This window comes from Nocardioides cavernaquae, from assembly GCF_003600895.1.
GTDB classification, from domain to species: Bacteria; Actinomycetota; Actinomycetes; order Propionibacteriales; family Nocardioidaceae; genus Nocardioides; species Nocardioides cavernaquae.
The window spans coordinates 1,328,570-1,352,914 of sequence record NZ_QYRP01000002.1; the positions used below are offsets into that span (position 1 = coordinate 1,328,570).

Below are 24,345 nucleotides of genomic sequence, written 5' to 3' on the forward strand. Positions count from 1 at the left end.
GATCTTGCGGTTGGCCTTGTCCTGATCGATGTAGGCCATCGGACCTCGATCGCGTCAGGTCAACGACCGGCTGAAGTGTGCCGTTGTCACTACGGCGGGCTTCATGTCGTGGCGGAGCGCCTGAGGTGGCTGACTGGCGCCGAAGCTCTGGGAACGGCGCAAGCATCAGGACGCTCCCTACCCGCCGCCGGATCTCGCGGCCATGAATCAGTGGGAGGGAGCGCTGGCGGCGTTGCCGCCTGCCTGGCGGCAGGCGGGGCCCGGGTCTTGCTTCCGACGCAATGCGTGGCCGGAAGATTCTTGCGCCGTCCTCTTGCCTAAACGATTAAACATCCCTAAGTTGTGATCACCCTCACGATTTAAGCGTTTAACCAGAGATGAGGCAGGCGTGTCAGCCCCCTACTTCCACCGTCCGGCCGATGGCTGGGTGGGCGACGTGATCCCGTTCGCCCACGCCGATCGGGCGTTCCTCTTCTACCTCCACGACCGCCGTGACCCGGCGCGACCGGGCACCTCGTGGAACCTCTACACGACCAGCGACTTCGCGTCGTACGACTACGAGGGGGTCTCTCTCCCACACGGCGGCCTCGACGAGCAGGACCTCAACGCCTACACCGGCAGCATCGTCGAGGACGAAGACGGCGCGATCCACCTCTTCTACACGGGCCAGAACCCCGACTTCCTCACGCCGGACGGCGATCTCCCGGCCCAGGTCGTCATGCACGCCACGAGCACCGACGGCATGCAGTCCTGGACCAAGCACCACGACGAGACGTTCGGGGCTCCCGAGGGCTACGACGCCGCCGACTTCCGCGACCCCTTCGTCTTCCGGCCCACCGCCGAGGAGCCCTGGCAGATGCTCGTCGCCACCCGCGAGCTCAGTGGCCCGGACCGTCGCCGCGGCGTGATCGCCCGCCTCGTCTCCGACGACCTGGTGACCTGGAAGCCCGAGACGCCGTTCTGGGCGCCGGGCCGCTACCTCATGCACGAGTGCCCGGAGGTCTTTGAGCTCGGCGGTCACTGGTACCTCGTCTACTCGGAGTTCTCCGACGCCTTCCTCACCCGCTACCGCATCTCCGACAACCCGTTCGGACCGTGGCGCGTGCCGGAGCACGACACGATCGACGGCCGTGGCCTGTATGCCGCGAAGTCGCTCGAGCTGGGCGGCCGCCGCTACTTCGCTGGCTGGATCCCGACCCGCGAGGGCGAGTCCGATGACGGTGCCTGGCAGTGGGCGGGCAACCTCGCCGTCCACGAGGTCACGCAGGGGCCGGACGGGGAGCTCGGCTTCGGCATGCCCCACGCACTGCGTGCCTCGTTCACCGAGCAGCAGACGCTGGAGTTCACGCCGTACCTCGGTGCCTGGTTCGGGAGCCCGACCAGCCCGGAGGTCTCCGTCCCTGACGGGTACGCCCTGACGCTGTCGCCGCCCGCACCGGAGAGCTTCCTGCTCAGCGTCGACCTCGTCATCGGTCCGGAGACCACCGAGTGCGGTGTGCTCCTGCGGGCCGAGGGGGACGAGGGCTATCTGATCCGGCTGGAGCCGCGGCGCGGCCGGATGGTTTTCGACCGCTGGCCTCGTCGGCACACCGGCCCGGCGCAGTGGCAGATCTCGGGAGACGTCGCCCATCAGGTCGAGCTGGAGCGGCCGGCGCACCTCGCGCCGGGCCCGCACCGGCTCAGCGTCCTGGTGGACGGCACCTCGTGCATCGCCTATCTCGACGACAAGGTCGCGATGAGTGCACGAATCTATGACCGGAGCGCAGGGTGCGTCGGTCTGTTCGTCGGCGAGGGCACGGTTGCCTTCACCGCTGTCTCGGTCGCTACACAATCCTGATCGGTCTCGAGGAGGAGATCCATGAAGAACACCAGGCTCGCACTTGTGAGCACCCTCGCGGCTGGGGCACTCGCCCTCACGGCCTGTGGAGGCGGATCGGGCGCCACCGCCGACGGCGAGTCCCACGAGATCTCGTGGCTGCTGTCGCGGCCCGCGGACGGCTCCGTCATCACGGTCGTCAACCAGCTCGCCGACGAGTACGCCAAGGACCACCCCGGCTTCAAGCTGAACCTGATCACGACGCCGGACCGGCCGTCGTACCTGCAGAAGTACGAGACCCTCGCGACGGCCGACCAGCTGCCGGAGCTCTTCGACACCGACGCGACGCCGTTCACGAAGAAGCTGATCGGGCAGAAGAAGCTGGTCGATGTCGAGGACATGCTCAAGGACCTCGGCCTCTACGACAAGTACCGCCCGCAGGCGCTCGACTACCAGCGCTTCGACGACGGCTCCCTCTACATGATGCCGTTCGAGTTCGAGATGGAGTTCTTCTTCTACAACAAGGCGCTCTTCAAGAAGGCCGGCGTCGAGGTCCCGAAGACGCTCGACGACTTCGCTGCCCTGTGCGGCCCGCTGCGCAAGGCGGGCGCGATCCCGATCGCGCTCGACGGACAGGACGGCTGGCCTCTCGAGCGGTACGTCGCCTACCAGCCGTTCCGGCTCGGTGGTCCGGACTACCTCAACGACCTGAAGAAGGGTGACGCGACGTTCAGCGACGAGCCCGGAGCGAAGTCCGCGGAATGGCTCAGCGACCTCGGCAAGAACGAGTGCTTCGCCGAAGGCTTCTCCTCGCAGGGCTACACCGACGCCCGTGACCAGTTCACGACCGGCAAGGCCGCGATCTACCAGATCGGCACGTGGGAGCTCCCGTCGATCGCCAGCACCGCCCTGCCCGCGGGCGTGAAGGACAACATCGACTACTTCACCCTGCCGACCACAGCGGACTCCGTGACCCAGGCCGACGACTACACCGTCGTCTCGGGCATCGGCACCGGCATCAGCTCGAAGAAGTACGACGACGTCGTGAAGGACTTCCTCAAGTTCCTGCTCGAGCGCTACCCGGCCGAGCTGGCCAAGACCGGCCACCTGACGCCGGTCGCCGACGTTGCTCCGGTGATCCCGGACGACGCCACTCCGCTCTACGCCAAGGCCCTCGGCGAGGTCGACAACCTCGGTGACGAGATCGCCTTCCCCTGGGACACGCAGCTCGACCCGTCGACCAACACGCTGCTCCAGCAGCAGCTGACGCTGCTCGTCCAGGGCGAGGACTCCCCGGAGGAGTTCACCGACAGGATGGACGAGGCACTCTCGGAGAACGCACCGAAGTTCTTCGACTGAGCGCCACGTCGGGCCCGGGGGCCACACACCCGGTGCCCGGGCCCGACGTACCGCCTCTCGGACCGCACACCCCGATTCGCACAGACCGCACAGAAAGGTCGCTCCCGTGCTTCCCAGCCGCTCCAGGCTCTCGGTGCTGGTGTTCCTCGCGCCCGCACTGCTCGTCTACGGCCTGGCCGTCCTCGCGCCGATCATCCAGTCGCTCATCCTGAGCTTCTACGAGTGGGACGGCATCACTGACCGCTCCTTCGTGGGGCTCGACAACTACCGGCGGATGCTCACCGACGACCCGATCTTCTGGCGCGCGTTCGTCAACGCGCTGGTGTATCTCGCGGTCTGCCTGGTCTTCCAGCTCGGGTTGGCACTCTTCGTCGCGAACCTGCTCTCGTACGCCGGTCGCGGCAAGGAGGTCGCGAAGGTGCTCTACCTGCTGCCGGCGATCATCTCCACGGTCGCGATCGCGTTCCTCTTCCAGAAGATCTACTCGGCCGAACCCGCGGGCCTGATCAACCAGCTCCTCGACGCCGTCGGGCTCGACGCCCTCTCCCGGCCCTGGCTGAGCGACGTCGACACCGTGCTCATTGCGGTCTCCGCACCGGAGGGCTGGCGCTTCACCGGTCTCTACATGCTCATCCTGTACGCCGCGATCCTGGCCGTCCCGAAGGAGCTCGAGGAGGCTGCGCGGCTCGACGGTGCGTCGACCTGGCAGGTCTTCTGGCAGATCCGCTTCCCCTACATCCGGCCGGTCTGGGTCACCACGATGATCATGGCCGCGACCTACAGCCTGCGTGGCTTCGACATCCCGTATCTGCTGACCAACGGTGGTCCGGGCCAGGCGTCGGAGCTGATGACGACCTACATGTTCAAGACCGCGTTCCGCAGCACGGAGTTCGGCTATGCGAGCACGATCTCGGTCTTCATCGTCGCCGAGTGCATCGTCGCTGTGGGACTCATCCTGCTCCTGCTCCGTCGCCGTCAGGAGGCCTGACATGGCTCTCGCCACCCCTGTCTCCGGCGGGCGCCGCGTGCGCCCCGCCGAGCCGGTCGTCCCGTCGCGCCCGCCCCGTCCGCGCCGGCGGTCGCTGGCGCAGCAGATGTCGACGACCCTCGTCTGGTTGATCGTCGCCGTGCAGCTCTACCCGCTGGTCTGGCTGATCGTGACCAGCCTGCGTCCGGCAGAGGAGTTCGCCTCGGGCAACGCGTTCGGGATGCCCCGCGGCTTCACCCTGGACAACTTCAGCCGCGCCTTCGAGATGGCTGACCTGGGACGCTACGTCCTCAACAGCGCCATCGTCACCGGAGTCTCCAGCGTGCTGATCGTGGCCCTCGGCATGTCCGGTGCCTACGCCATCTCGGTGCTGGGGTTCCGGGGCAGTCGGGTGGTGCTCGGCATCTTCCTGCTCGGCATCATCGTGCCGGTCCAGGTGGCGCTGGTGCCGTTGTTCATCAACTACGCGAAGGTCGGCCTGCTCAACACCTACGCGTCGATGATCCTGCCGCTGGTGGGGTTCGCGCTGCCGACATCGGTCTACCTGTTCAGCGCGTTCTTCCACTACATCCCACGCGAGACCTACGAGGCGGCGTCGCTCGACGGCGCCGGCCCGTATCGGGTCTTCTTCACGATCACGATGCCGCTGTCGGTCAACACCGTGATCACGGTCGTGTTCGTCAACGGCATCTTCATCTGGAACGACTTCATCTTCGCCAACACCTTCGTCTTCGACGAGAGCCGCAAGACCATCCCGCTCGGTCTGCAGAACTATGTGGGCGCGATGGGTTCGGTCGACTGGACGGCGACGTTCGCCGCGGTCTGTGTGACGATCACCCCGCTGCTGCTGGTATTCCTGGTGCTCAATCGCGCCATCGTCTACGGGCTCGAGAGCGGCGGGAACAAGGGGTGAGCGATGTCTGACAAGCTGCGTCCGGGTGCGGACGACGACACGTCATCCGCACGCCGACCGGTCACCCTCCAGGACGTTGCCAAGGCCGCCGGAGTCTCGGTGGCGACCGTGTCCTTCGTCGCCAACGACCGTCGCGACGTACGCGTCGCTGATGCCACCCGCGCGCGCGTCCAGCGGGTCATCGACGACCTCGGCTACCGCCCCAACGTCATGGCGCAGACCCTCCAGCACGGGCGCTCGCGGTTCATCGGCCTGGTTGCGGACGCGATCGCCACGACCCCGTTCGCCGGCCAGATCATCCACGGCGCGCAGGACGAGGCGTGGAAGCACGGCTACGTGCTCCTGATCGCCAACACCGAGGGCGACACCGAGGCCGAGCGCGAGGCGATCGCGATGATGCTCGAGCACCGGGTCCACGGCGTCCTCTACTCGACCTGGTTCCACCGGGCAGCCGAGCTGCCGGCGGGGCTGCGGCAGGCAGATGTCGTGATGGTCAACTGCTTCTCGCCCACGCAGGAGGCTCGCGGAGTCGTGCCGGACGAGCGCCAGGGTGGCCGCACCGCGACCGAGGCGCTCATCGCGAGCGGGCACCGACGGATCGCGTTCATCAACGCGACCACGCCCGCCCCCGCCCAGACCGGACGTCTCCAGGGTTACCAGGACGCACTCGCGGCGGCTGGCATCGACTTCGATCCGTCCCTCGTCCGTTACGCGTTCTCCGACCAGGAGGGTGGGTACGACGCGGCAGGCGAGGTGCTCGAGACCGACGCGACCGCTGTCTTCTGCTACAACGACCGCATGGCCATGGGCCTCTACGACCGGCTGCGCGAGCGCGGCCTGTCGATCCCCCAGGACATGGCCGTGGTCGGTTTCGACAACCAGGAAGTGATCGCCGCGCATCTGCGGCCCCCGCTCTCCACCGTCGGCCTGCCGCACTACGAGCTCGGTGCGGCAGGTGTCCGGGTGCTCCTCGGTCTCGAGGCGCCCGACGACGACGGCATGACGATCGTCGCGTGCCCGCCGTTCCTGCGGGACTCGATCGTCCCTCCGGCCCTCTCCTGAGGCCGTTCCGCACCTCCGACCGCTAACCCTCTCTCCCCGCTCCGGCCACGGCCATGCCGTGGGCCGATGGTCGAGCACACCCATTTGAGGAGCACCATGGCCAGCATCCGAGCCCGCATCGTGCGGCGCACGCGCACTTTCTTCCTGATCGCGCTCGGCGTTGTCGCCGCGTCGTACTCACTCGTCGTGACCGACGTCGGCGGCACCCGACTGAGCACGCAGGCAACCGCCCCGCTCGACTCGCAGCGGTCGGTCTACCACCTCACTCCGCCGGTGGGCTGGCTGAGCGATCCGCAGCGCCCGATCCACGTCGGCGGCCAGGACCAGCTGTACTACCTGCACAGCGCGGTGGACAACGGACCGGGCGGCTGGCGGCGGGCGACGACGACGGACAACGTCGTCTTCGACGACCACGGCTACTCGCTCCCACTCTCGACGCGGTTCCCCGTGTGGACCGGCTCCTCGGTGGTCGACACCGCCAACACCGCCGGGTTCGGCGCGGGTGCCGTGGTGGCGCTCGCGACCCAGCCGACGGACGGCGACCCCTATCAGCAGGAGCAATACCTCTGGTACTCCACCGACGACGGAGTGACCTTCACGAAGTACGGCGCTCCCGTGATCACCAACCAGGACAGCACGAACTGGTTCCGCGACCCGAAGATCGAGTGGAACGCCGCGACGTCCTCGTGGATCGCGGTGATCGGTGAGCACCAGCAGGCCAGCTTCTGGACCTCGCCCGACCTGAAGAACTGGACCTACAAGTCCGACTTCGCCTACACGAGCCCCAACATCGGTGGCTTCGAATGCCCCGACCTGTTCCGGATCAAGGCCGACGACAACAGCTGGCACTGGGTTCTCGGTGCGAGCATGCAGGGCGACTACACCGGCAAGCCGGACACCTACGCGTACTGGACCGGCACCTGGAACGGCACGTCCTTCGTGCCCGACGAGACCGACCCGCAATGGCTCGACTGGGGCTGGGACTGGTACGCCGGGGTGAGCTGGCCGGACGCCTCCGCACCCGACACCCGGCGGCACGCGATCGCCTGGATGAACAACTGGAACTACGCGCCGCATCCGATCAAGACCGATGTCTCCGACGGCTACAACGGGCAGATGTCGGTCGTGCGCGACCTCACCATGAAGGCCCGGTCGGGCGGTGTCTACAGCCTGCTCTCCGAGCCGACACCGGGCCTCGATGACCATGTCGCGCGGACCTGGACGCTCCCGACGAAGACCGTCAACGGTCAGCTGCCGCTGGAGTACCACGGCGCGGCGTACGAGATCAGCGCGGACCTGAGCTGGTCGACCGCCGACAACCTCGGCATCGCCGTCGGCGTCTCCGCGGACAAGGACCACAAGACCAACGTGGGCTACTTCGGCGGCAACCTGTACGTCGACCGCGGGCCGTCGGACTACACCCAGCACGCCTTCGGTGCACTGAAGCAGTCCGAGGCGCCGGTCGGCACGCGGACGTCGATCAGCGTCCGGATCCTCGTCGACCGATCGAGCGTCGAGGTGTTCACTGACGACGGCCTCACCGCGATCTCGAACCAGGTGATGTTCGACCCCAACGACACCGGGGTGATGCTCTACAGCTCAGGTGGGTCCACCGAGTTCAGCAACATCACGATCCGGGAGTTCGAGGACGTCACGACCGCGTCGAACCCCTCCGCGGCGTACGCCGGATTCGAGTCGACCGGCTATCCGAGCGGCTGGACCACCTCCGGGACGGCGTTCGGCAGCGGCCCGAGCGCGGGCGCGCTCAGCGGGCAGCAGCCCGTGACCGGGTTCGAGGGCAGCAAGCTAGCGAACAGCTTCCATGGAGGCGACTCGACGACCGGGACGCTCACCTCACCGTCGTTCACGGTGGATGAGGACTACCTCAACGTGCTCGTCGGCGGTGGGCGCAACCCCGCCCCATCGAGCCTCTTCACAGGGTTCGAGAGCTCCGGTCTCGGGGCGGGCTGGACGACGACCGGCGACCTGTCCGGCCTGACCCCGGTGACCGCATCGCTGCCGAACCAGGTCGGGTCGAAGGTGCTCGACACCTACGACGGTAGCGACTCCCACACGGGGGCGGTGCGATCGCCCGAGTTCACGATCACGCGCGACTACATCGACTTCCTTCTAGCGGGCGGAGACAATCCCTACGCTGCGACCCGGCCGACCGCGGTCAACCTCGTGGTCGACAACGTCGTGCTCCGCTCGGCAACCGGCAACGACAACTCGACGCTCGATCCGGTCTCGTGGGACGTCCACGAGCTCATCGGCCGCAAGGCGCACCTCGAGATCGTCGACCACGCGACCGGGTCGTGGGGTCACCTGATGGTCGACCAGATCCTGTTCAGCGATGTGCCCGCAGCAACGGTGGGCGAAGCGGATGACCGCACGACTGTGGAGCTGGTCGTCGGCGGCGACGTGGTCCGCTCGACGACCGGACAGGACTCCGAGCACCTCGCGTGGACGGCCTGGGACGTCCGGGACCTGGTCGGGCAGTCGGCGCAGCTGCGGGTGGTCGACAACGGCACCGGCAGCTGGGGGCACGTGACCGTCGATGAGGTGAGCTTCGATGACCGCCCTGCGACCTGACATGACGACGAACGCGCTTCGGCCCCGCATGCACCTCACGCCTCCCGCCGGATGGATGAACGACCCGCACGGCGTCTTCCACATCGACGGGCGCTATCACCTGTTCTTCCAGCACGTCCCTGACTCCCTCGTGCACGCGACGGGATGCCACTGGGGACACGCGACGAGCCCGGACCTCCTCCACTGGGAGGTCGAGCCGATCGCGCTGTCGCCGGACGGCGAGGACGGTGAAGACGTCGGTGTCTGGTCGGGCTGCGCAGTGATCGACGACCAGGGCGAGCCACGCCTCTTCTACACCTCGGTCGGCCCGCCGGATGTCCACCGCGGATCCATCCGTACGGCGCGCCCGTCCGACGCTGGTCTGGCGACGTGGGCGAAGGGACCGGTGATCGCCGAGCCGCCGGGCTGGGACGTGGCGGTCTTCCGGGACCCGGTGGTCTTCCGCGACGGCCCGGTCTGGCGGATGCTCGTCGGCCAGGGCGACACGAGAGGTGTCGCCGGTGTGGCCACCTACCGGTCGGGAGACCTTGAGACGTGGCATCACGACGGCCTTCTGGTCAGCCGGTCGTTCGGCGAGGAGCCGTTCACCGGGACCGCCTGGGAGTGCCCCCAGCTGGTCCGCCGCACCGACGGACTCGACGCCGACGTCCTGGTCTTCTCGGTCTGGTCGGGCGATCCCCACCACGTATCGGCTTCGGCAGGCACCTACACCGAGGGCCGGTTCATCCCGGGCGCGTGGCAGCAGGTCACGCTCGCGGGCAGCCATTACGCGCCCACCCATTTCACCGACGTCGACGGCAGGCCGTGTCTGCTCTTCTGGGTTCGTGGCGTGGGGGAGCCGGGGGTCTGGGCGGGGGCAATCAGCGTCCCTTACGTCGTAAGCGTCGAGGCGGGCGCGGTCCGCCTCACCCCACATCCGGCGGTTGCCGCCGCTCGCCGGGATCCGGTCGGCAGCGAGCCGGGCACCGCACTCGACATCGAGTGGTCTCCGCGCTCGGGCAGCCGGCTCTCCCTGCTCGGTCCCGACGGGCTCGCCCGTGCCGAGCTGACGATGAGCGACGGCGTACTCAGGGTGCGGACGGCGGCCGGGGGAACCGATGTCGTGGTCGATCACCACGGACCGAGCCTGCGGATCGTCGCCGACGCGCAGGTGCTCGAGGTCGTCGCCGACGGCGGCCTCGTCGGCCTTCCGCTCACCGACGTCGACGGCGGCCTGGTCCCAGCCACGGACGACCCGGGCGAGCTGTCGTGGTGGCACCTCACCTGACCCGCGCCGCCTTCCAACAGCCGGACCTTCTCGAGCTCAACCTTCCGCAGCCACTTCGAACTGTCAGGAGCACAACCCATGGCCAGCATCACCTTCACCCAGACCCAGCGGTGGTACCCCGGCACTCCCACTCCCGCCGTGCCCGGCATCGATCTGACGATCGGGGACGGCGAGTTCATGGTCCTCGTCGGTCCGTCGGGTTGTGGCAAGTCCACGACCCTGCGGATGCTCGCGGGTCTCGAGGAGGTGACCGACGGGGAGATCCACATCGGCGACCGCGAGGTCACGAACCTCGCGCCCAAGGACCGCGACATCGCGATGGTCTTCCAGTCCTACGCGCTCTATCCCCACATGACGGTCGCGGACAACATGGGCTTTGCGCTGAAGATGGCCAAGGTGCCGAAGGCCGATCGCGATCGCCGCGTCGCTGAGGCCGCTGCCATGCTCGGCCTCACGGAGTACCTCGAGCGCAAGCCGAAGGCACTCTCGGGTGGCCAGCGACAGCGGGTCGCGATGGGCCGCGCGATCGTCCGCAAGCCGCAGGTCTTCTGCATGGACGAGCCGCTGTCGAACCTGGACGCGAAGATGCGCGTGCAGACCCGCACGGACATCGCCAAGCTGCAGCGCGACCTCGGCGTCACGACGGTCTATGTCACGCACGATCAGGTCGAGGCGATGACGATGGGCGACCGGGTCGCGGTGATGAAGGACGGCCTGATCCAGCAGGTCGACACCCCGCTGGCGCTGTATGACCGTCCGGCGAACCTTTTCGTCGCGGGCTTCATCGGCTCGCCGCAGATGAACCTGCTCTCGGGTGTTGCCGTGGGCGGCGAGGTCCGCATCGGCACCTACCTCGTGCCCGTCGACCCGATCTCGGCCGCCCGGATGGAGGGCAGCGTCGTGGTCGGCGTGCGTCCGGAGAACTGGCGCCTGGTCGGTCCGGGCGCGGGCATCCCGATCACGGTCCGCCTGATCGAGGAGCTCGGCGCGGATGCGTTCGTCTACGGATCGTGTGAGACACAGGGGACTCCACACGACGTGATCGTCCGCGTCCCGGGCCGTGACTCCACGCGGAAGGGCGACGTACTGCACGTCACGACCGACCCGGCGCACGTGCACGTGTTCGACCAGGAGAACGGCGCGCGACTGTCAGCCTGAGCCGAGCCGCGAGGATGCGGCCCTGGCGCCGCGTATCTTGGCCAGCATGAGTGCCAGCCCCGTCCGCCGTCCCCGTCCGGGGATCCGGGATGTCGCCGAGGCGGCGGGGGTCTCGGTCACGACGGTGTCGCACGCGCTGAGCGGCGCCCGCGCGGTCCACGCGTCGACCCGCGAGAAGGTGCTGCGTGCGGCCGCAGACCTCGGGTACGTCGCGGATCCCCGCGCCAGCGGGCTCCGCCGCAACCGGTCGTTCCTCGTCGGCCTCGTCGGCGACCGCATGGTCACCTCGCCCCACGCCAGCCGCATGGTGCTGGGTGCCCAGGAAGCCGTTGCGGAGCACGGCAGCCTGCTCGTTGCGCTGGACGCCGAGGACGATCCGGAGCTGGAGGAGCGCCAGATCGGCTCGCTGCTCGCGCACCGCGTCGATGCGGTCGTCTATGCGCGGATGTTTCACCAGTTCGTCGAGGTCCCGGCGTCGCTCGCCGCGCTCCCTGTCGTGCTGCTCGACGCGTCGAGTGATGATCCGGCGGTGCCCTCGGCGGTGCCGGACGAGCAGGCGATCGCCGCGCTCATGGTGGGACACCTCCTCGCGCAGGGGCATCGACGGATCGGCATGCTGACCACGGTGGACCAGACGCCGGCCGCGTGGGGGCGCGAGCAGGGGTATGTGAGAACGCTGGCTGACGCCGGCATCGCGTACGACGACGCGCTGCTCCTGCAGTGCGCGACAGACACCGTCGCCGCCCGCGAGGCGGCGCTGCCGTGGCTGGCCCGCGATGGCCGCCCGACCGCCGTCTTCTGCTTCAACGACCAGCTGGCGATGGGCGTCTACCAGGCCGCTGCCGCACACGGGCTGTCGATCCCTCGCGACCTTTCGGTCACGGGTGTTGACGACCTCGAGCTGATCTCCGCCGCGCTCGTGCCCGGCCTGACGACCGCGGCGCTCCCGCACCGCGAGATGGCCGGGTGGGCGGTCGCCGAGGTGATGCGGATGCTGACCGGCGAGGCCTCGGCGCCCGGCGCTCCACGTCAGATCGCGCTCCCGGCGACCCTGGTCGAGCGCGGCAGTGTGGCTCCGCCCGCTGGGCAGTGACTGCCGTCAGCGCATCCGCGAGACGGTGAACTCCCGCAGGTCGATGCGGCCGCCAGGGGCCTCCAGCGAGATCTGCCCGGGGGCATGGAAGGCGAGCGCGGACAGCGTCTGCTCGCCGTTCGCGTAGACCTCGATGGAGCCGGCATCGACGAGGACGTCGAGGACCAGGGCATCGGTCGGGACCTCGATGGAGCGCGTGGTGCGGTATCCCGCCGGCATCCTCGCTGCGACGGCGTCGTGGCTGCGGTCCAGTGTGAGCAGTCCAGTCTTGCGGTCCCAGGTGAGCGTGGTCCCGGCGCCGGTTCCGGGGCCCTTTCCGGGGCCGAGGCGGAGCACCAGCCGGTCGGCCGGGTCGCGGTCGTCGGGGCGCGCCGCGATCCGGAGCCGGTACGCCGCGCCCTCCGGCTGCGGGAGCGCGTGCGCTGCGCCCGCGAAGACTCGGGGTTGGGCGCGCGTGGGGGTGTCCTCGAGTGTCGTCAGCGCGGCGGTCGGCCGGGAGCGCAGTCGCAGGTCACCGTGCTCGCGGACCAGCGTGAGATCCCGGACGGTCGACAGCATCCCGCCCGACCAGCCGCGGGTCGGCACGTCATCGGCGTACTCCCAGTTGTTGAGCCAGCCGAGTGCCTGCCGGTGCTGGAGGCGCTCGCTCGCGGGGCGGCGCGGGTCGTCCCACGTCACCGCGGCGTACCAGTCGGGGCCTCCGTCGAGCCAGGCCGGCTCGGGCGTCGTTGCGGTGAAGGACGCGCCGTCCCAGGTGCCGGTCCAGTAGGCGAAGCCGGTGGTGCGTCCCTGAGCCGCACCGTTGGCGCTCGCGGCGAGGACCCAGGTCGTGCCGGTCTCGCCCTGCACCTGCATCGGGAAGAGGTCGGGGCACTCGAGCAGCCCGAGGTCGTCGCGCGCGAAGTCCGAGCGGAAGGTCCAGTGCAGCAGGTCGGGGGAGGTGTAGATGCCGAGCTTGTGTCCCTCGGCGAGGACCATCACCCACTGGCCGTTGGCCTCGTCGCGGAAGACCTTCGGATCGCGCCAGTCCGGGGAGCCGGGGTTGTCCATCACCGGGTTGCCGGAGTACGCCGTGAAGGTCTGGCCGCCGTCGGTGGAGGAGAAGACCGACTGGCGCTGCACGCCCGCGTCCTGCTGGGTGACGAGTGCGACGACTGCGCCGGCTCCGAAGCCGGCGGTGTTGTCGGTGTCGACGACGGCGCTGCCGCTCTGGATGTCGCCGAGGCCGTTCGTGTACTTGTCGATCGCGACGCCCTCGCGGCGCCAGTGCACCAGGTCGGTGGAGGTCGCGTGCGCCCACGACGTCCCGTTTCCGTGCGGGTAGTCGGCGTTGTAGAGGTGGTAGAGGTGCCAGCGCCCGTTGAGGAAGAAGGGTCGCTGGGGGTCGTTCATCCAGTGCTCCGCCGGAGTCAGGTGGTACGCCGGGCGGCCAGGGTGCGGCGTACTCGCTGAGGGAGAGGCGGCACCGGGCGCGGGGTTGACCGGAGTAGGGGTCGAGGCGCTGCATCCGGCCAGGAGCAGCAGCAGAAGAGCGAGCAGTGGCGCGCTGCGCAATGCGTCGATGAGCGATGCGTCTTGTCGGTGCACGGTCCTCCCGAGAGTCGGTCCGGTCGGACAACGCTGAGGTAGGGAACGCCGCGGAGCCCGAGAGTGTGCGCCTCCGGATTCCGAAGGTGCACACCAAAGATAAGACTATTGCAAATCGTTTTGCAAATTCTGCTGAGAATCCGCTAGCCTCGTGGACAGGGAACGCCGCGGCCGACTCGAGGGTCATGTCCTGACCATCGAATCGAAGGCGAATTCACATCATGAAGACACCTCTTGTGGGGCGCGCGGCTACCGCCGTCGCCCTCTCGCTGGCGACGGCCGCCTCCCTCCTGGCCGGCGCTGGAACCACCACCTCTGCGTCCGCTGCGGGCACCGACTTCCCGCAGCCGACCGTCCACACCCAGAAGGCGTACGACCCGGAGAAGTCCGACTTCACCGCCCGCTGGACCCGCGCTGACGCGCGCCAGCTGAAGGCGATGTCGGACCCGGGCGCCCCGTCGCGCACCAACTCCATGCCTTCGGCGTACACGATGCCGGAGGTGCCCCAGGACTTCCCCGACATGAGCAACGACAAGGTCTGGGTCTGGGACAGCTGGCCGCTCACCGACGAGAAGGCCAACCAGTACAGCGTCGGCGGCTGGGAGGTCATCTTCTCCCTCGTCGCTGACCGCAACCTCGGCTTCGACGACCGCCACGTCTACGCCAAGATCGGCTACTTCTTCCGCAAGGCCGGCGTGCCGGCAGCCGAGCGCCCGCGCAACGGTGGCTGGACCTACGGCGGTCTGGTCTTCGATGACGGCGTCTCCGGCCAGATCTTCGATGACAAGTCCTTCAGCCACCAGACCCAGTGGTCCGGCTCCGCCCGCATCTTCAAGGGCGGCGAGATCAAGCTCTTCTTCACCGATGTCGCGTTCTACCGCAACAAGGACGGCTCGGACCGCAAGCCGTACGACCCGCGCATCGCGATGAGCCCCGGCAAGATCCACACCAACAAGAACGGTGTCTTCTTCACCGGCTTCTCCAAGGTCCACGACATGCTCCAGGCCGACGGCAAGTGGTACCAGAACGGCGAGCAGAACCCGTACTTCAACTTCCGCGACCCGTTCACGTTCGAGGACCCGGCCCACCCTGGCAAGACCTACATGGTCTTCGAGGGCAACAGCGCCGTCACCCGTGGCGCGAAGGCCTGCACCGAGGCCGACCTGGGCTACCGCCCGGGCGACCCGCAGGCCGAGACCGTGGACGAGGTCCACGAGAAGGGCGCGATGTACCAGATGGCCAACATCGGCCTGGCCGTCGCGGACAACAAGGAGCTGACCAAGTGGCACTTCCTGCCGCCGATCCACTCCTCCAACTGCGTCACCGACCAGACCGAGCGCCCGCAGATCTACATGAAGGACGGCAAGTACTACCTCTTCACGATCAGCCACCGCTCGACCTTCGCCTCCGGCATCGACGGCCCTGAGGGCGTCTACGGCTTCGTCGGCGACGGCATCCGCTCGGACTACCAGCCGATGAACCAGGGCTCGGGTCTCGTCCTCGGCAACCCGACGAACCTGAACTTCGCCACCGGCTTCCCGTTCGACCCGGACTACAACCAGCACCCGGGCCAGTTCCAGGCCTACTCGCACTACGTCATGCCGGGCGGCCTCGTGCAGTCCTTCATCGACACCATCGGCACGAAGGACGACTTCCGTCGCGGCGGCACCCTCGCCCCGACCGTGAAGCTCGACATCGACGGCTCCTCCAGCTCTGTGGACTACTCCTACGGTGACGGCGGGCTCGGCGGCTTCGCCGACATCCCGTCCGACACCGAGTTCAAGAACTGACCCGAGGACACCGCACGCGACCCACCGGTCGCATGTGGAAGGGCGGCCCCGCTACCGCGGGGTCGCCCTGTGTCGATCTTCAGGGTCGATTTTCGGTGTCGACTTCCGCACGGCTTCACGGGCGCCGCCGCGCCGGAGCACGGTCAGGGCCTCGGTGAACGCGTCGGCGAACCCGGGGCTGGCGGCCAGGTCGCCGAAGATCGACTCGTCGGCCAGGAACGCAGCCGGGTCCTCACGGCTCTGGAGCGCTCGCGCGGTGACTGCCTCGCGTCGCTGGTCGACGATCTCGATGGGGGCGCCCTGCTCGTCCTGGCCCTCGGCGTACCTGGCCCAGGCGGCGACGACGAGTGCCGACCGGTGGAGCTCGCCGCCGTGCTCGAGCTGGTGGCGGATCACCGGGAGCAGGAACGCCGGGACCCGGTCGGAGCTCTCGGCGCAGAGGCGCGCGAGGGTGTCGGCGACGTGCGGGTTCGCGAAGCGCTCGAGCAGCTGGTGCCGATAGGCCGCGAGGTCGACGCCCGGCAGCGGCGCGAGCGTCGGTGACCCCTCGTGCTCCAGGTAGCCACTCAGGAAGGCCACGAAGTCCGGGTCTTGTGCCGCCTCGTGCACGAAGCGATGCCCGGCGAGGTAGCCCAGGAAACCGAGCACCTGGTGGCCAGCGTTGAGCAGGCGGAGCTTCATCAGCTCGTACGCCGCGACGTCGGGGACGATCTGCACGCCGGCGTCCTCGAGTGGCGGGCGACCAGAGCTGAACTCGTCCTCGAGCACCCACTGGGAGTAGGGCTCGCAGACGACCGGCCACGCGTCGTACATGCCGAAACTGGTGCTGAGCATGCTGCGATCGGCATCGGTCGCGACCGGCGTGATGCGGTCGACCATCGAGTTGGGAAACGCGACCTCAGCCGCGATCCAGTCGGCGAGCTCGGGGTCGCGGAGCCGGGCGAACTCAGTGATCGTCTGCCTGGCGAGGGCGCCGTTGCCCTGGATGTTGTCGCAGGACATCACGGTGAACGGCGGGGTCCCGGCGGTGCGGCGGCGCGCGAGTGCCTCGACGATGAAGCCGAACGCCGTGGTCAGAGTCGCGCCCGGGACCAGGTCAGCGGCGAGCGCGGGGGAGACGACGAGCGCGCCCGTTGCCGGGTCGGAGCTGTAGCCGCCCTCCGTGATGGTCAGCGACACGATCCGGATCTCCGGGCTTGTCAGCAGCTCGAGCACGGCCTCCGCATCGTCGGGGGCGTGGAGGAAGTCGATGATCGACCCGACGACCCGCGCCTCGACGGTGCCGTCGGGGTGATTCGTGAGGACTGTGTAGAGGCAGTCCTGCTCGGTGAGTGCGTCGCGCATCGCTGCGTCGTGGGGCAGCACGCCGATCCCGACGATGCCCCAGTCCTGCGCTTGTCCCTGGTTCAGGAGATCGTCGATGTAGACCGCCTGGTGCGATCGGTGGAAGCCGCCGACGCCGATGTGGGCGATGCCGGCAGTCACTCGTGCGTGGTTGTACGTCGGCACGGCCACGCGCGGGTCGAGGTCGCCGAGTGCGGTGGGAGAGAGGCGGGTCATGCCTTCGAGTATCGGTCCGGGCTCCGGTCAGTGCCGAGCCCGAACGGGCAGCTGGAGCGACCAGTCTCTGCCCGATTGCCCCCCGCGCGTGGCGTTGGCTCAGGTAGTGTTCAGGCGCGGATGAGGCGCGGTCCGAGGGCCTCGTAGCGCGCGGCTTCACGGGGGCTGAGCTCGTGCCCGGTGACAATCGCTTCAAGCTCGCGGACCGTCGCGAACCGGCAGAAGCTGCTGGTCCCGAACTTCGTGTGTACGCCGACGAGCACGCGTCGCCGTGACCGCGTGACCGCCTCCTGCTTCACGGCGGCGACTGCCGGATCGGGTGTGGTCAGGCCGAGCTCTCGGGAGATGCCGTTGGCGCCCAGGAACGCGAGATCGATGCTCAGCTCGGAGAGCATGCGGAGTGCCCAGTGGTCGACGGTGGCAAGGGTCCGCCCGCGCATGCGACCGCCGAGAACGAGCACCGTGATCCGCGAAAGCCCTGCCAGCGCTTGGGCTGTGGTCAGCGAAGGGGTGACGACGGTCAGCTCGGCGGATGTCTGCGCAAGCTGTTCGGCGACCAGTTGCGGGGTGAACCCCTCGTCGACGTACACGCTCTCGGCGCCCTGCAGCAGCGAGGCTGCCGCGACGGCGATTCGGCGCTTCTGCTCAACCTGCGAGGTGCTCCGGAGCGCTGCCGGCGTTTCGAAGCCTGTACTCTCCACGGCAACCGCGCCGCCGTGCACCCGGCGCAGCACGCCCCGGTCGACCAGCACTCGGAGATCGCGTCGGATCGTCTCCGGTGCGACGCCCAGGTCAGTCACCAGGCTGGTCACATCGACGCCGCCCTTGGCGCGGGCGAGGTCGAGGATCGTTGAGTGCCGCAGGCGCGCTTCCATGCATCGAGTGTGATGCCCGAACGGGCGCGACGCCAGCCCGGGTTCTGCCCGACCGGGCAAAAGTCGGGCCGTGTCGACACCGAGGTTGCGCCGTGTCGACGTCGAGGTTGCGACGTGTCGACAGTTAAGAGCGAGGGGGAGCGGTCGAAGTCCGGATGACCAGCTCGTGGGGGATGACGAGGTTGTCGACGGGCGCGTGATCGAGCCGGCGCAGCGCCATGTTGGCAGCGGCCTCGCCCTGTGCGTCGACGTCCTGGCGGATGGTGGTGAGGCCCATGACTGCCGCGAAGGGGTGGTCGTCGATGCCGACGATGGAGACGTCCTCGGGCACGCGGAGCCCGGCTCGCCGGACGGCTTCCATGGCGCCGATCGCGATCTCGTCGGAGAAGCAGAGAATCGCGGTCGGGGGTTCAGGGAGGGCCATCAGCTCCTCGGCTCCGGCCGCTCCGTCGTGGGGAGTGAACGGCACGGACACGACGTACTCGCTGCGGTCGGGGATGCCCGCCGCCGAGAGCGCCATCAGGTAGCCCTCGAGTCGCAGGACGTCCGGGGCCCAGTGGATCTCGCCGTAGTTCGTGGCGCGGATCAACGCGATCCGCTCGTGACCCAGTCCCACGAGGTGGTCGACTGCGGTGGCGGCGATCGCGCGGTCGTCGACCTCGACGTACGGGAAGTCGCGCACGCGACCGCCGGCGACGACGACCTCGACGCCGAGATGGTCCAGCCGGTCGACCTCCAGCTGCGGGAGAGGCAGCGCGATCAGCACCACGGCATCGACCTTGCGCCGTGTCGGGAGGTCGCGGAAGAAACGCATGCGGACCTCCTCGTCGCTGACCTGGTAGAGCAGGACGTCGAGATCGGCCTCGCGCAGCCGCCGTTCGATGGCAGCGAGCATCTCGCCGTAGAACCAGATCTGCGTCGCGGGTACGACGACACCGACGCGCCCCGTCTGGCCACTGGAGAGCCGTGACGCCTCGGGGGAGATGACGTAGGCGAGCTCCTCGGCGATCTCGAGGATCCTTGCCCGCGTTGCCTCGCCGACTCCGGGGAGTCCGCGCAGTGCGCGCGAGACCGTGGCCACCGAGACGTTCGCGCGTCGCGCGACGTCGGCCATGTTGATCTCGGAGCGGTTCACCACGCGGCTCAATCTAGACGGCTCATCTCTCCATTTCGGGGGCGTCCACGCGTCGGCGCTCGATGGAAGCAAGCGGTCGCTCGCCGCATGTTTCCCATTACTCGGGGGTAGTGGTTGACATGGGCATGTGACAGCCGCCACGATCCAACGCAAACGTTTACGTGATCGTAGTCACCAATCCATGACAATGAGAAGGGCGATCCCCTTGCTTCACCTCGACATCACCGACGCAGCCGGCACCCTCACCGGCTCGCAGTCCCAGGTGGACCCCACCCCCACCTCTCCCTGGTGGGCCGATGCCGTCGTCTACCAGGTCTACATCCGCTCCTTCGCCGACGGTTCCGGCGACGGCATCGGTGACCTGGCTGGCCTCCGCGCCCGCATCCCCTACCTCGCCGAGCTCGGCGTCGACGCCATCTGGATCAATCCCTGGTACCCCTCGCCGCAGGCCGACGCCGGCTACGACGTCGCCGACTACCGTGACATCGAGCCGGACTACGGCACGCTCGCGGAGGCCGACCTGCTCCTCGCCGAGGCTCACGACGCCGGCATCAAGGTCATCCTCGACATCGTCCCGAACCACACCTCGGACCACCACGCCTGGTTCCAGGCTGCGCTCGCCGGGGATGAGGCCGCTCGCGCGCGCTACATCTTCCGTCCCGGCAAGGGTGAGGCCGGCGAGATCGAGCCGAACGACTGGAAGAGCATCTTCGGCGGCCCCGCCTGGACCCGCACCAACAACCCCGACGGCACCCCGGGCGAGTGGTACCTCCACCTCTTCGCCCGCGAGCAGCCCGACCTCGACTGGGAGAACCCCGAGGTCGTCGCCGAGTTCCAGGACATCCTGCGCTTCTGGTTCGACCGAGGCGTCGACGGCTTCCGGATCGACGTCGCCCACGGTCTGTCGAAGCCCGAGGGCCTCCCGGACGCCGGCGAGATCACCGGCCTCACCCAGCACGACGTCCCCCACCCGGCGTGGGACAACGAGGGCGTCCACGAGATCTACCGCGGCTGGCGCAAGGTCGCCGACGGCTACGACCCCGAGCGGGTCTTCGTCGCCGAGGCCTGGGTGCCGAGCAACGAGCGCCTCGCCCGCTACCTCCGGCCGGACGAGCTGCACACCGCCTTCCAGTTCGACTTCCTGCGCGCGCCCTTCGACGCGTCGTACATGAAGTCGGTCGTGGACGACGCCCGTGCAACCGTCGCGGCCGCCGGTGGCACCACGACGTGGGTGCTCTCGAACCACGACGTGGTCCGTCACGTCACCCGCTACGCCCGCAGCCAGCCTGACCACTACGTCGAGTCGGTGTGGGACCGCCTGCGCTGGCACGAGGAGCCCGCCGACATCGCCCTCGGCGTACGCCGTGCACGCGCTGCCTCGATGTTCATCCTCGGCCTGCCCGGCACCGTCTACCTCTACCAGGGCGAGGAGCTCGGCCTGCCTGAGGTCGAGGACGTGCCGGACGAGGCGCGCCAGGACCCGGTCTTCCGGATCCGACCGGCCGGCGACATCGGCCGCGACGGCTGCCGCATCCCACTCCCGTGGGGTGGCGACGGCGACGCGACCGGATTCAGCCCGGCGGGTGCCACCGGCCAGCCGTGGCTGCCGCAGCCCGCCAACTGGTCGGAGTTCAACGCCGCCGACCAGGAGTCCGACCCGGACTCGGTGCTCAACCTCTACCGCGCGGCGCTCCGGCTCCGCCGGGACCAGTTCGCCGACGTGACCGGCTTCGAGTGGGTCCACACGTCCGACGATGTCGCCGCGTTCCGCCACGGCGATGTCGAGGTCTGGCTCAACACCGGCTCGACGCCGGTCGCACTCCCCGGCGGTGAGGTTCTCCTCGCCTCCGCCCACGACGCGCAGCCGGGGTTCCTCGCCCCGGCCAGCGCTGCCTGGCTCCGTCGTTCCTGATCGTCCCCCGCACAGAAGGAAGTAATCATGCGTCATCTCCGCACTGCCTCATCCCTGACCGCGCTCGCCCTCGTCGCCCTTCCACTCGCCGCCTGCGGTGGCGGAGACGGCGGCACGGCCGACGACGCGTTCAAGGCGCACCTCAAGGACCGGGGGCCGATCACCTACGTGCAGGGCAAGGTCAACGACAATGCCACGCACGGGATCATCGACAAGTGGAACAAGCTGCACCCTGAGGAGAAGGTCACCCTCAAGGAGCAGACCGACGAGGCCGACCAGCAGCACGACGACCTGGTCCGCAACTTCGACGCGAAGAACGCCGACTACGACGTCGTTTCCGTCGACCTCGTCTGGACGGCCGAGTTCGCCGCCAAGGGCTACCTGCAGCCGCTGAAGGGCGATCTCGCGGTCGACACCGACGGCCTGCTCGACTCGGCCGTGAAGGGCGCGCAGTACAACGGCGTCCAGTACGCCTCGCCGACCACCAGCGACGGCGGCATGCTCTACTACCGCACCGACCTGGTGAAGACGCCGCCGACGACCTGGGCCGAGCTCTTCGCCGCCTGCGACATCGCCCGCCAGGCCAAGATCGACTGCTACGCGGGCCAGTTCAACAAGTACGAGGGCCTCACCGTCAACGCCTCCGAGGCGATCAACGGAGCCGGCGGCTCGATCGTCGCTGAGGACGGCAAGACGCCGACCGTCGACAGCCCGGAGGCGGCCGAGGGCCTGCAGGTCCTCGTCGACGGCTTCAAGAACGGTGACATCCCCAAGTCGGCCATCACCTACACCGAGGAAGAGGGCCGCGCGGCCTTCCAGGCGGGCAAGCTGCTCTTCCTGCGCAACTGGCCCTACGTCTACGGCCTGGCGTCCGGTGAGGCCAGCTCCAAGGTGAAGGGCAAGTTCAGCGTGGCGCCGCTGCCTGGTCTCGACGGCGTTGGTGCGTCCACCCTTGGTGGCCACAACACCGCGATCAGTGCGTTCTCCGACAACAAGGCGACCGCGATCGACTTCGTGAACTTCCTGGCCTCCGAGGAGATCCAGAAGGACTACATGGAGAAGGGTTCCCTCGCGCCGATCCGCGCGGATGTCTACCAGGACCCGGCACTGGTCAAGAAGTACCCCTACCTCCCGACCCTTCTCACCTCCATCGAGAACGCCGTCGCGCGGCCGATCACGCCGTTCTACCAGGCCGTGACCAAGGCGATCCAGGACAACTCGTACGCCGCGCTCAAGGGCGACAAGACGTCTGAGGAGGCGGTCAAGGACATGGCCGCTGCGATCAAGGCAGCTTCGGGTCAGTGACCCGGGTCCGGTCCGGAGTTCGCTGATGAACAACAACGCATCCGGGTCAACGGCCCCGGCCCCGGCCCGGCGGCGCCTCGCGCGTCGCCGGGCCCGGGGCTCGTCCCTGGACCCGCACGAGACCAGGCGCGCGCTGCTCCTGGTCGCTCCCGCGGTCGCGGTGCTCGCCCTGGTGATCGGGTACCCGGTTGCCCGCGCCGTCTACATGTCCTTCCAGGCCGACCAGCACCTCGATGAGAACGGAGTCTTCGTTGAGGGCGGCTTTGCTGGCCTCGACAACTACAAGCACTGGCTGTTGCAGCGCTGCGGTGACGTGGCCTGCCCGCCGGGCTCGACGGGCTCATCGTTCTGGGAGGTCGTCTGGATCACGCTCTTCTTCACCGTCGTCACGGTGACGATCGAGCTGGTCCTCGGCTTCTGGTTCGCGATGATCATGAACGGCAAGTTCCGCGGGCGCGGACTCGTCCGCGCGGCGGTGCTGATCCCGTGGGCGATTCCGACAGCGGTCACGGCCAAGCTCTGGTACTTCATCTTCAGCTACGACGGAATCATCAACAACCTCTTCAACTCCCAGGTGCTCTGGTTCGGTGACAAGTGGGCGGCGCGGAGCGCGATCATCGTCTCCGATGTCTGGAAGACGACGCCGTTCATGGCGCTGCTGATCCTGGCCGGCCTGCAGCTGATTGCCGACGACGTCTACGAGGCTGCCAAGGTCGACGGGGCCAGCCCGTGGCAGCGGTTCTGGTCGATCACCGTCCCGCTCGTCAAGCCTGCGGTTGTCGTGGCGCTGCTCTTCCGCACGCTCGACGTCCTCCGCATGTACGACCTCCCACAGATCATGACCGGCGGTGGAGCGGGTGATGGGAACGACACCACGACGCTGTCGATCCTCGTGATCAACGAGATCAGGAACGGCTTCAACAGCGCTGCCGCGCTCTCGACGCTGACCTTCCTTCTGGTCTTCGGTGTGGCGTTCCTGTTCATCAAGTTCCTCGGTGCCAGCGCCACCGGGGCTGAAGGGAAGGCCAAGCGATGAACACCACCTCTCGCTGGCGCAGCGTCCGCACCTATCTCGGCGTCGCCGTGATCGTCCTGTGGGGTCTGCTGCCGTTCTACTGGATGATCGTCACGGCCTTCCGTGACCTGCAGTTCACGTTCGACTCGACACCGTGGCCGACCCACGTGACGCTGGACAACTTCAGGACCGTCTTCGCCACCGACCGTGGCAACCACTTCGGCCGAGCCCTGGGTAACAGCGTCCTCATCGGCGTGGTGACCACGGCCATCGGCCTCACGGTCGGCGTCTTCACGGCGTACGCGATGGCGCGACTCAACTTCCCGGCCAAGAACGCGATCCTGGCGGTCATCCTCGCGGCCTCGATGTTCCCCGGCGTCGCGCTGGTCACCCCGCTGTTCCAGCTGTTCCGCAACATCGGGTGGTACGGCAGCTACCAGGCGATGATCATCCCGAACATCTCCTTCGTCCTCCCGCTCACGATCTACACGTTGACGGCGTTCTTCCGGGAGATGCCGTGGGAGCTCGAGGAGGCCGCGCGCATCGACGGCGCGACCAAGCGGCAGGCGTTCACCAAGATCATGCTGCCGCTCGCCGCTCCCGGTGTGGTCACCACGGCAATCCTGGCGTTCATCGCCTCGTGGAACGAGTTCCTGATCGCCAGCCAGCTCAGCAGCGACAGCACGGCGCCGGTCACCGTCGCCATCGCGAGCTTCACGGGCAGCAAGCCGCACGTCGAGCCGTACACCGCTGTCATGGCTGCGGGCACGGTCGTCACCATCCCGTTGATCCTGATGGTCCTCGCCTTCCAGCGACGGATCGTCGACGGCCTGACCGCCGGTGGCGTCAAGGGCTGACCAGCAACACCCAACAACCATCCAATTCACTTCGGATCGTCCGGCACGTACCTGCCGGTGA

The 24,345-nt window shown here is 68.3% G+C and carries 18 protein-coding genes; 14 read left to right on the forward strand and 4 right to left on the reverse strand.

The annotated features are described in order from the left end of the window. The first annotated feature begins 388 nt into the window (after nt 1-388). From D4739_RS06550 to D4739_RS06590, 9 genes are all read left to right on the forward strand, one after another. Nucleotides 389-1,837 carry a glycoside hydrolase family protein gene (locus D4739_RS06550; protein ID WP_120059816.1) on the forward strand — a complete coding sequence of 483 codons (1,449 nt, stop codon included), beginning with the start codon at nt 389-391 and terminating at the stop codon, nt 1,835-1,837. A 21-nt stretch (nt 1,838-1,858) separates the two neighbouring features. Beyond that, nucleotides 1,859-3,175 (forward strand): ABC transporter substrate-binding protein, encoded by a 1,317-nt coding sequence (locus D4739_RS06555; RefSeq protein ID WP_120059817.1) that lies wholly within the window; start codon nt 1,859-1,861, stop codon nt 3,173-3,175. A 106-nt stretch (nt 3,176-3,281) separates the two neighbouring features. Further along, nucleotides 3,282-4,163: a carbohydrate ABC transporter permease gene (locus tag D4739_RS06560; protein WP_120059818.1), complete on the forward strand. Its 882-nt coding sequence runs from the start codon at nt 3,282-3,284 to the stop codon at nt 4,161-4,163. A 1-nt stretch (nt 4,164) separates the two neighbouring features. Further along, nucleotides 4,165-5,076, forward strand: coding sequence for a carbohydrate ABC transporter permease (locus D4739_RS06565; RefSeq protein WP_120059819.1), 912 nt, complete (start codon nt 4,165-4,167; stop codon nt 5,074-5,076). A 3-nt stretch (nt 5,077-5,079) separates the two neighbouring features. Continuing rightward, nucleotides 5,080-6,138, forward strand: a complete 1,059-nt coding sequence (locus tag D4739_RS06570) for a LacI family DNA-binding transcriptional regulator (protein ID WP_120059820.1) — start codon at nt 5,080-5,082, stop codon at nt 6,136-6,138. A 96-nt stretch (nt 6,139-6,234) separates the two neighbouring features. Continuing rightward, the gene (locus D4739_RS06575; RefSeq protein ID WP_120059821.1) at nt 6,235-8,730 is read left to right on the forward strand and encodes a glycoside hydrolase family 32 protein; all 2,496 of its coding nucleotides are present in this window, start codon (nt 6,235-6,237) and stop codon (nt 8,728-8,730) included. Next, nucleotides 8,711-9,997, forward strand: coding sequence for a glycoside hydrolase family 32 protein (locus D4739_RS06580; RefSeq protein WP_120059822.1), 1,287 nt, complete (start codon nt 8,711-8,713; stop codon nt 9,995-9,997). The genes D4739_RS06575 and D4739_RS06580 overlap by 20 nt, the downstream gene beginning before the upstream one ends. A 78-nt stretch (nt 9,998-10,075) precedes the next feature. Then, on the forward strand, nt 10,076-11,155 hold the full coding sequence (locus tag D4739_RS06585) for an ABC transporter ATP-binding protein (protein ID WP_120059823.1): 1,080 nt from the start codon (nt 10,076-10,078) through the stop codon (nt 11,153-11,155). 46 nt (nt 11,156-11,201) lie between these two features. Beyond that, entirely contained in the window at nt 11,202-12,248 is a 1,047-nt protein-coding gene (locus D4739_RS06590; RefSeq protein WP_120059824.1) for a LacI family DNA-binding transcriptional regulator, read from the forward strand. 6 nt (nt 12,249-12,254) lie between these two features. Here D4739_RS06590 and D4739_RS06595 read toward each other — a convergent pair whose 3' ends face one another. Beyond that, nucleotides 12,255-13,835, reverse strand: coding sequence for a glycoside hydrolase family 32 protein (locus D4739_RS06595; RefSeq protein WP_274380477.1), 1,581 nt, complete (start codon nt 13,833-13,835; stop codon nt 12,255-12,257). 221 nt (nt 13,836-14,056) lie between these two features. Here D4739_RS06595 and D4739_RS06600 point away from each other — a divergent pair, with 221 nt between their 5' ends. After that, entirely contained in the window at nt 14,057-15,625 is a 1,569-nt protein-coding gene (locus D4739_RS06600; RefSeq protein WP_120059826.1) for a glycoside hydrolase family 68 protein, read from the forward strand. Between the two features lie 51 nt (nt 15,626-15,676). On the opposite strand, the gene D4739_RS06605 is transcribed toward D4739_RS06600, so the two are convergent. The 3 genes from D4739_RS06605 to D4739_RS06615 form a co-directional block, all read right to left on the reverse strand. After that, a complete protein-coding gene (locus tag D4739_RS06605; protein ID WP_120059827.1) occupies nt 15,677-17,185 on the reverse strand; it encodes a mannitol dehydrogenase family protein in 1,509 nt (502 codons plus the stop codon). Nucleotides 17,186-17,295: 110 nt separating this feature from the next. Continuing rightward, nucleotides 17,296-18,060 carry a DeoR/GlpR family DNA-binding transcription regulator gene (locus D4739_RS06610; RefSeq protein ID WP_120059828.1) on the reverse strand — a complete coding sequence of 255 codons (765 nt, stop codon included), beginning with the start codon at nt 18,058-18,060 and terminating at the stop codon, nt 17,296-17,298. A 124-nt stretch (nt 18,061-18,184) separates the two neighbouring features. Further along, entirely contained in the window at nt 18,185-19,198 is a 1,014-nt protein-coding gene (locus tag D4739_RS06615) for a LacI family DNA-binding transcriptional regulator (protein WP_120059829.1), read from the reverse strand. A gap of 202 nt (nt 19,199-19,400) precedes the next feature. On the opposite strand from D4739_RS06615, the gene D4739_RS06620 reads away from it, so the two are divergent. From D4739_RS06620 to D4739_RS06635, 4 genes are read left to right on the forward strand one after another with little or no spacing between them, the layout of a single operon-like run. Further along, nucleotides 19,401-21,107 carry a glycoside hydrolase family 13 protein gene (locus D4739_RS06620; protein WP_238473545.1) on the forward strand — a complete coding sequence of 569 codons (1,707 nt, stop codon included), beginning with the start codon at nt 19,401-19,403 and terminating at the stop codon, nt 21,105-21,107. Between the two features lie 27 nt (nt 21,108-21,134). Beyond that, nucleotides 21,135-22,412 (forward strand): ABC transporter substrate-binding protein, encoded by a 1,278-nt coding sequence (locus tag D4739_RS06625; protein ID WP_120059831.1) that lies wholly within the window; start codon nt 21,135-21,137, stop codon nt 22,410-22,412. Between the two features lie 25 nt (nt 22,413-22,437). Continuing rightward, nucleotides 22,438-23,448: a carbohydrate ABC transporter permease gene (locus tag D4739_RS06630; RefSeq protein ID WP_120059832.1), complete on the forward strand. Its 1,011-nt coding sequence runs from the start codon at nt 22,438-22,440 to the stop codon at nt 23,446-23,448. Then, a complete protein-coding gene (locus D4739_RS06635; protein WP_120059833.1) occupies nt 23,445-24,284 on the forward strand; it encodes a carbohydrate ABC transporter permease in 840 nt (279 codons plus the stop codon). Before D4739_RS06630 ends, D4739_RS06635 begins: the two co-directional genes overlap by 4 nt. Nucleotides 24,285-24,345 lie beyond the last annotated feature (61 nt).

Excerpts from the sequence above, each read along its gene's own strand:
- D4739_RS06610 (WP_120059828.1), bottom strand. The coding sequence starts at position 18,060 with ATGGAAGCGCGCCTGCGGCACTCAACGATCCTCGACCTCGCCCGCGCC.
- D4739_RS06600 (WP_120059826.1), top strand. The coding sequence starts at position 14,057 with ATGAAGACACCTCTTGTGGGGCGCGCGGCTACCGCCGTCGCCCTCTCG.
- D4739_RS06575 (WP_120059821.1), top strand. The coding sequence starts at position 6,235 with ATGGCCAGCATCCGAGCCCGCATCGTGCGGCGCACGCGCACTTTCTTC.
- D4739_RS06635 (WP_120059833.1), top strand. The coding sequence starts at position 23,445 with ATGAACACCACCTCTCGCTGGCGCAGCGTCCGCACCTATCTCGGCGTC.
- D4739_RS06555 (WP_120059817.1), top strand. The coding sequence starts at position 1,859 with ATGAAGAACACCAGGCTCGCACTTGTGAGCACCCTCGCGGCTGGGGCA.
- D4739_RS06590 (WP_120059824.1), top strand. The coding sequence starts at position 11,202 with ATGAGTGCCAGCCCCGTCCGCCGTCCCCGTCCGGGGATCCGGGATGTC.
- D4739_RS06625 (WP_120059831.1), top strand. The coding sequence starts at position 21,135 with ATGCGTCATCTCCGCACTGCCTCATCCCTGACCGCGCTCGCCCTCGTC.
- D4739_RS06630 (WP_120059832.1), top strand. The coding sequence starts at position 22,438 with ATGAACAACAACGCATCCGGGTCAACGGCCCCGGCCCCGGCCCGGCGG.
- D4739_RS06605 (WP_120059827.1), bottom strand. The coding sequence starts at position 17,185 with ATGACCCGCCTCTCTCCCACCGCACTCGGCGACCTCGACCCGCGCGTG.
- D4739_RS06565 (WP_120059819.1), top strand. The coding sequence starts at position 4,165 with ATGGCTCTCGCCACCCCTGTCTCCGGCGGGCGCCGCGTGCGCCCCGCC.
- D4739_RS06580 (WP_120059822.1), top strand. The coding sequence starts at position 8,711 with ATGACCGCCCTGCGACCTGACATGACGACGAACGCGCTTCGGCCCCGC.
- D4739_RS06585 (WP_120059823.1), top strand. The coding sequence starts at position 10,076 with ATGGCCAGCATCACCTTCACCCAGACCCAGCGGTGGTACCCCGGCACT.
- D4739_RS06570 (WP_120059820.1), top strand. The coding sequence starts at position 5,080 with ATGTCTGACAAGCTGCGTCCGGGTGCGGACGACGACACGTCATCCGCA.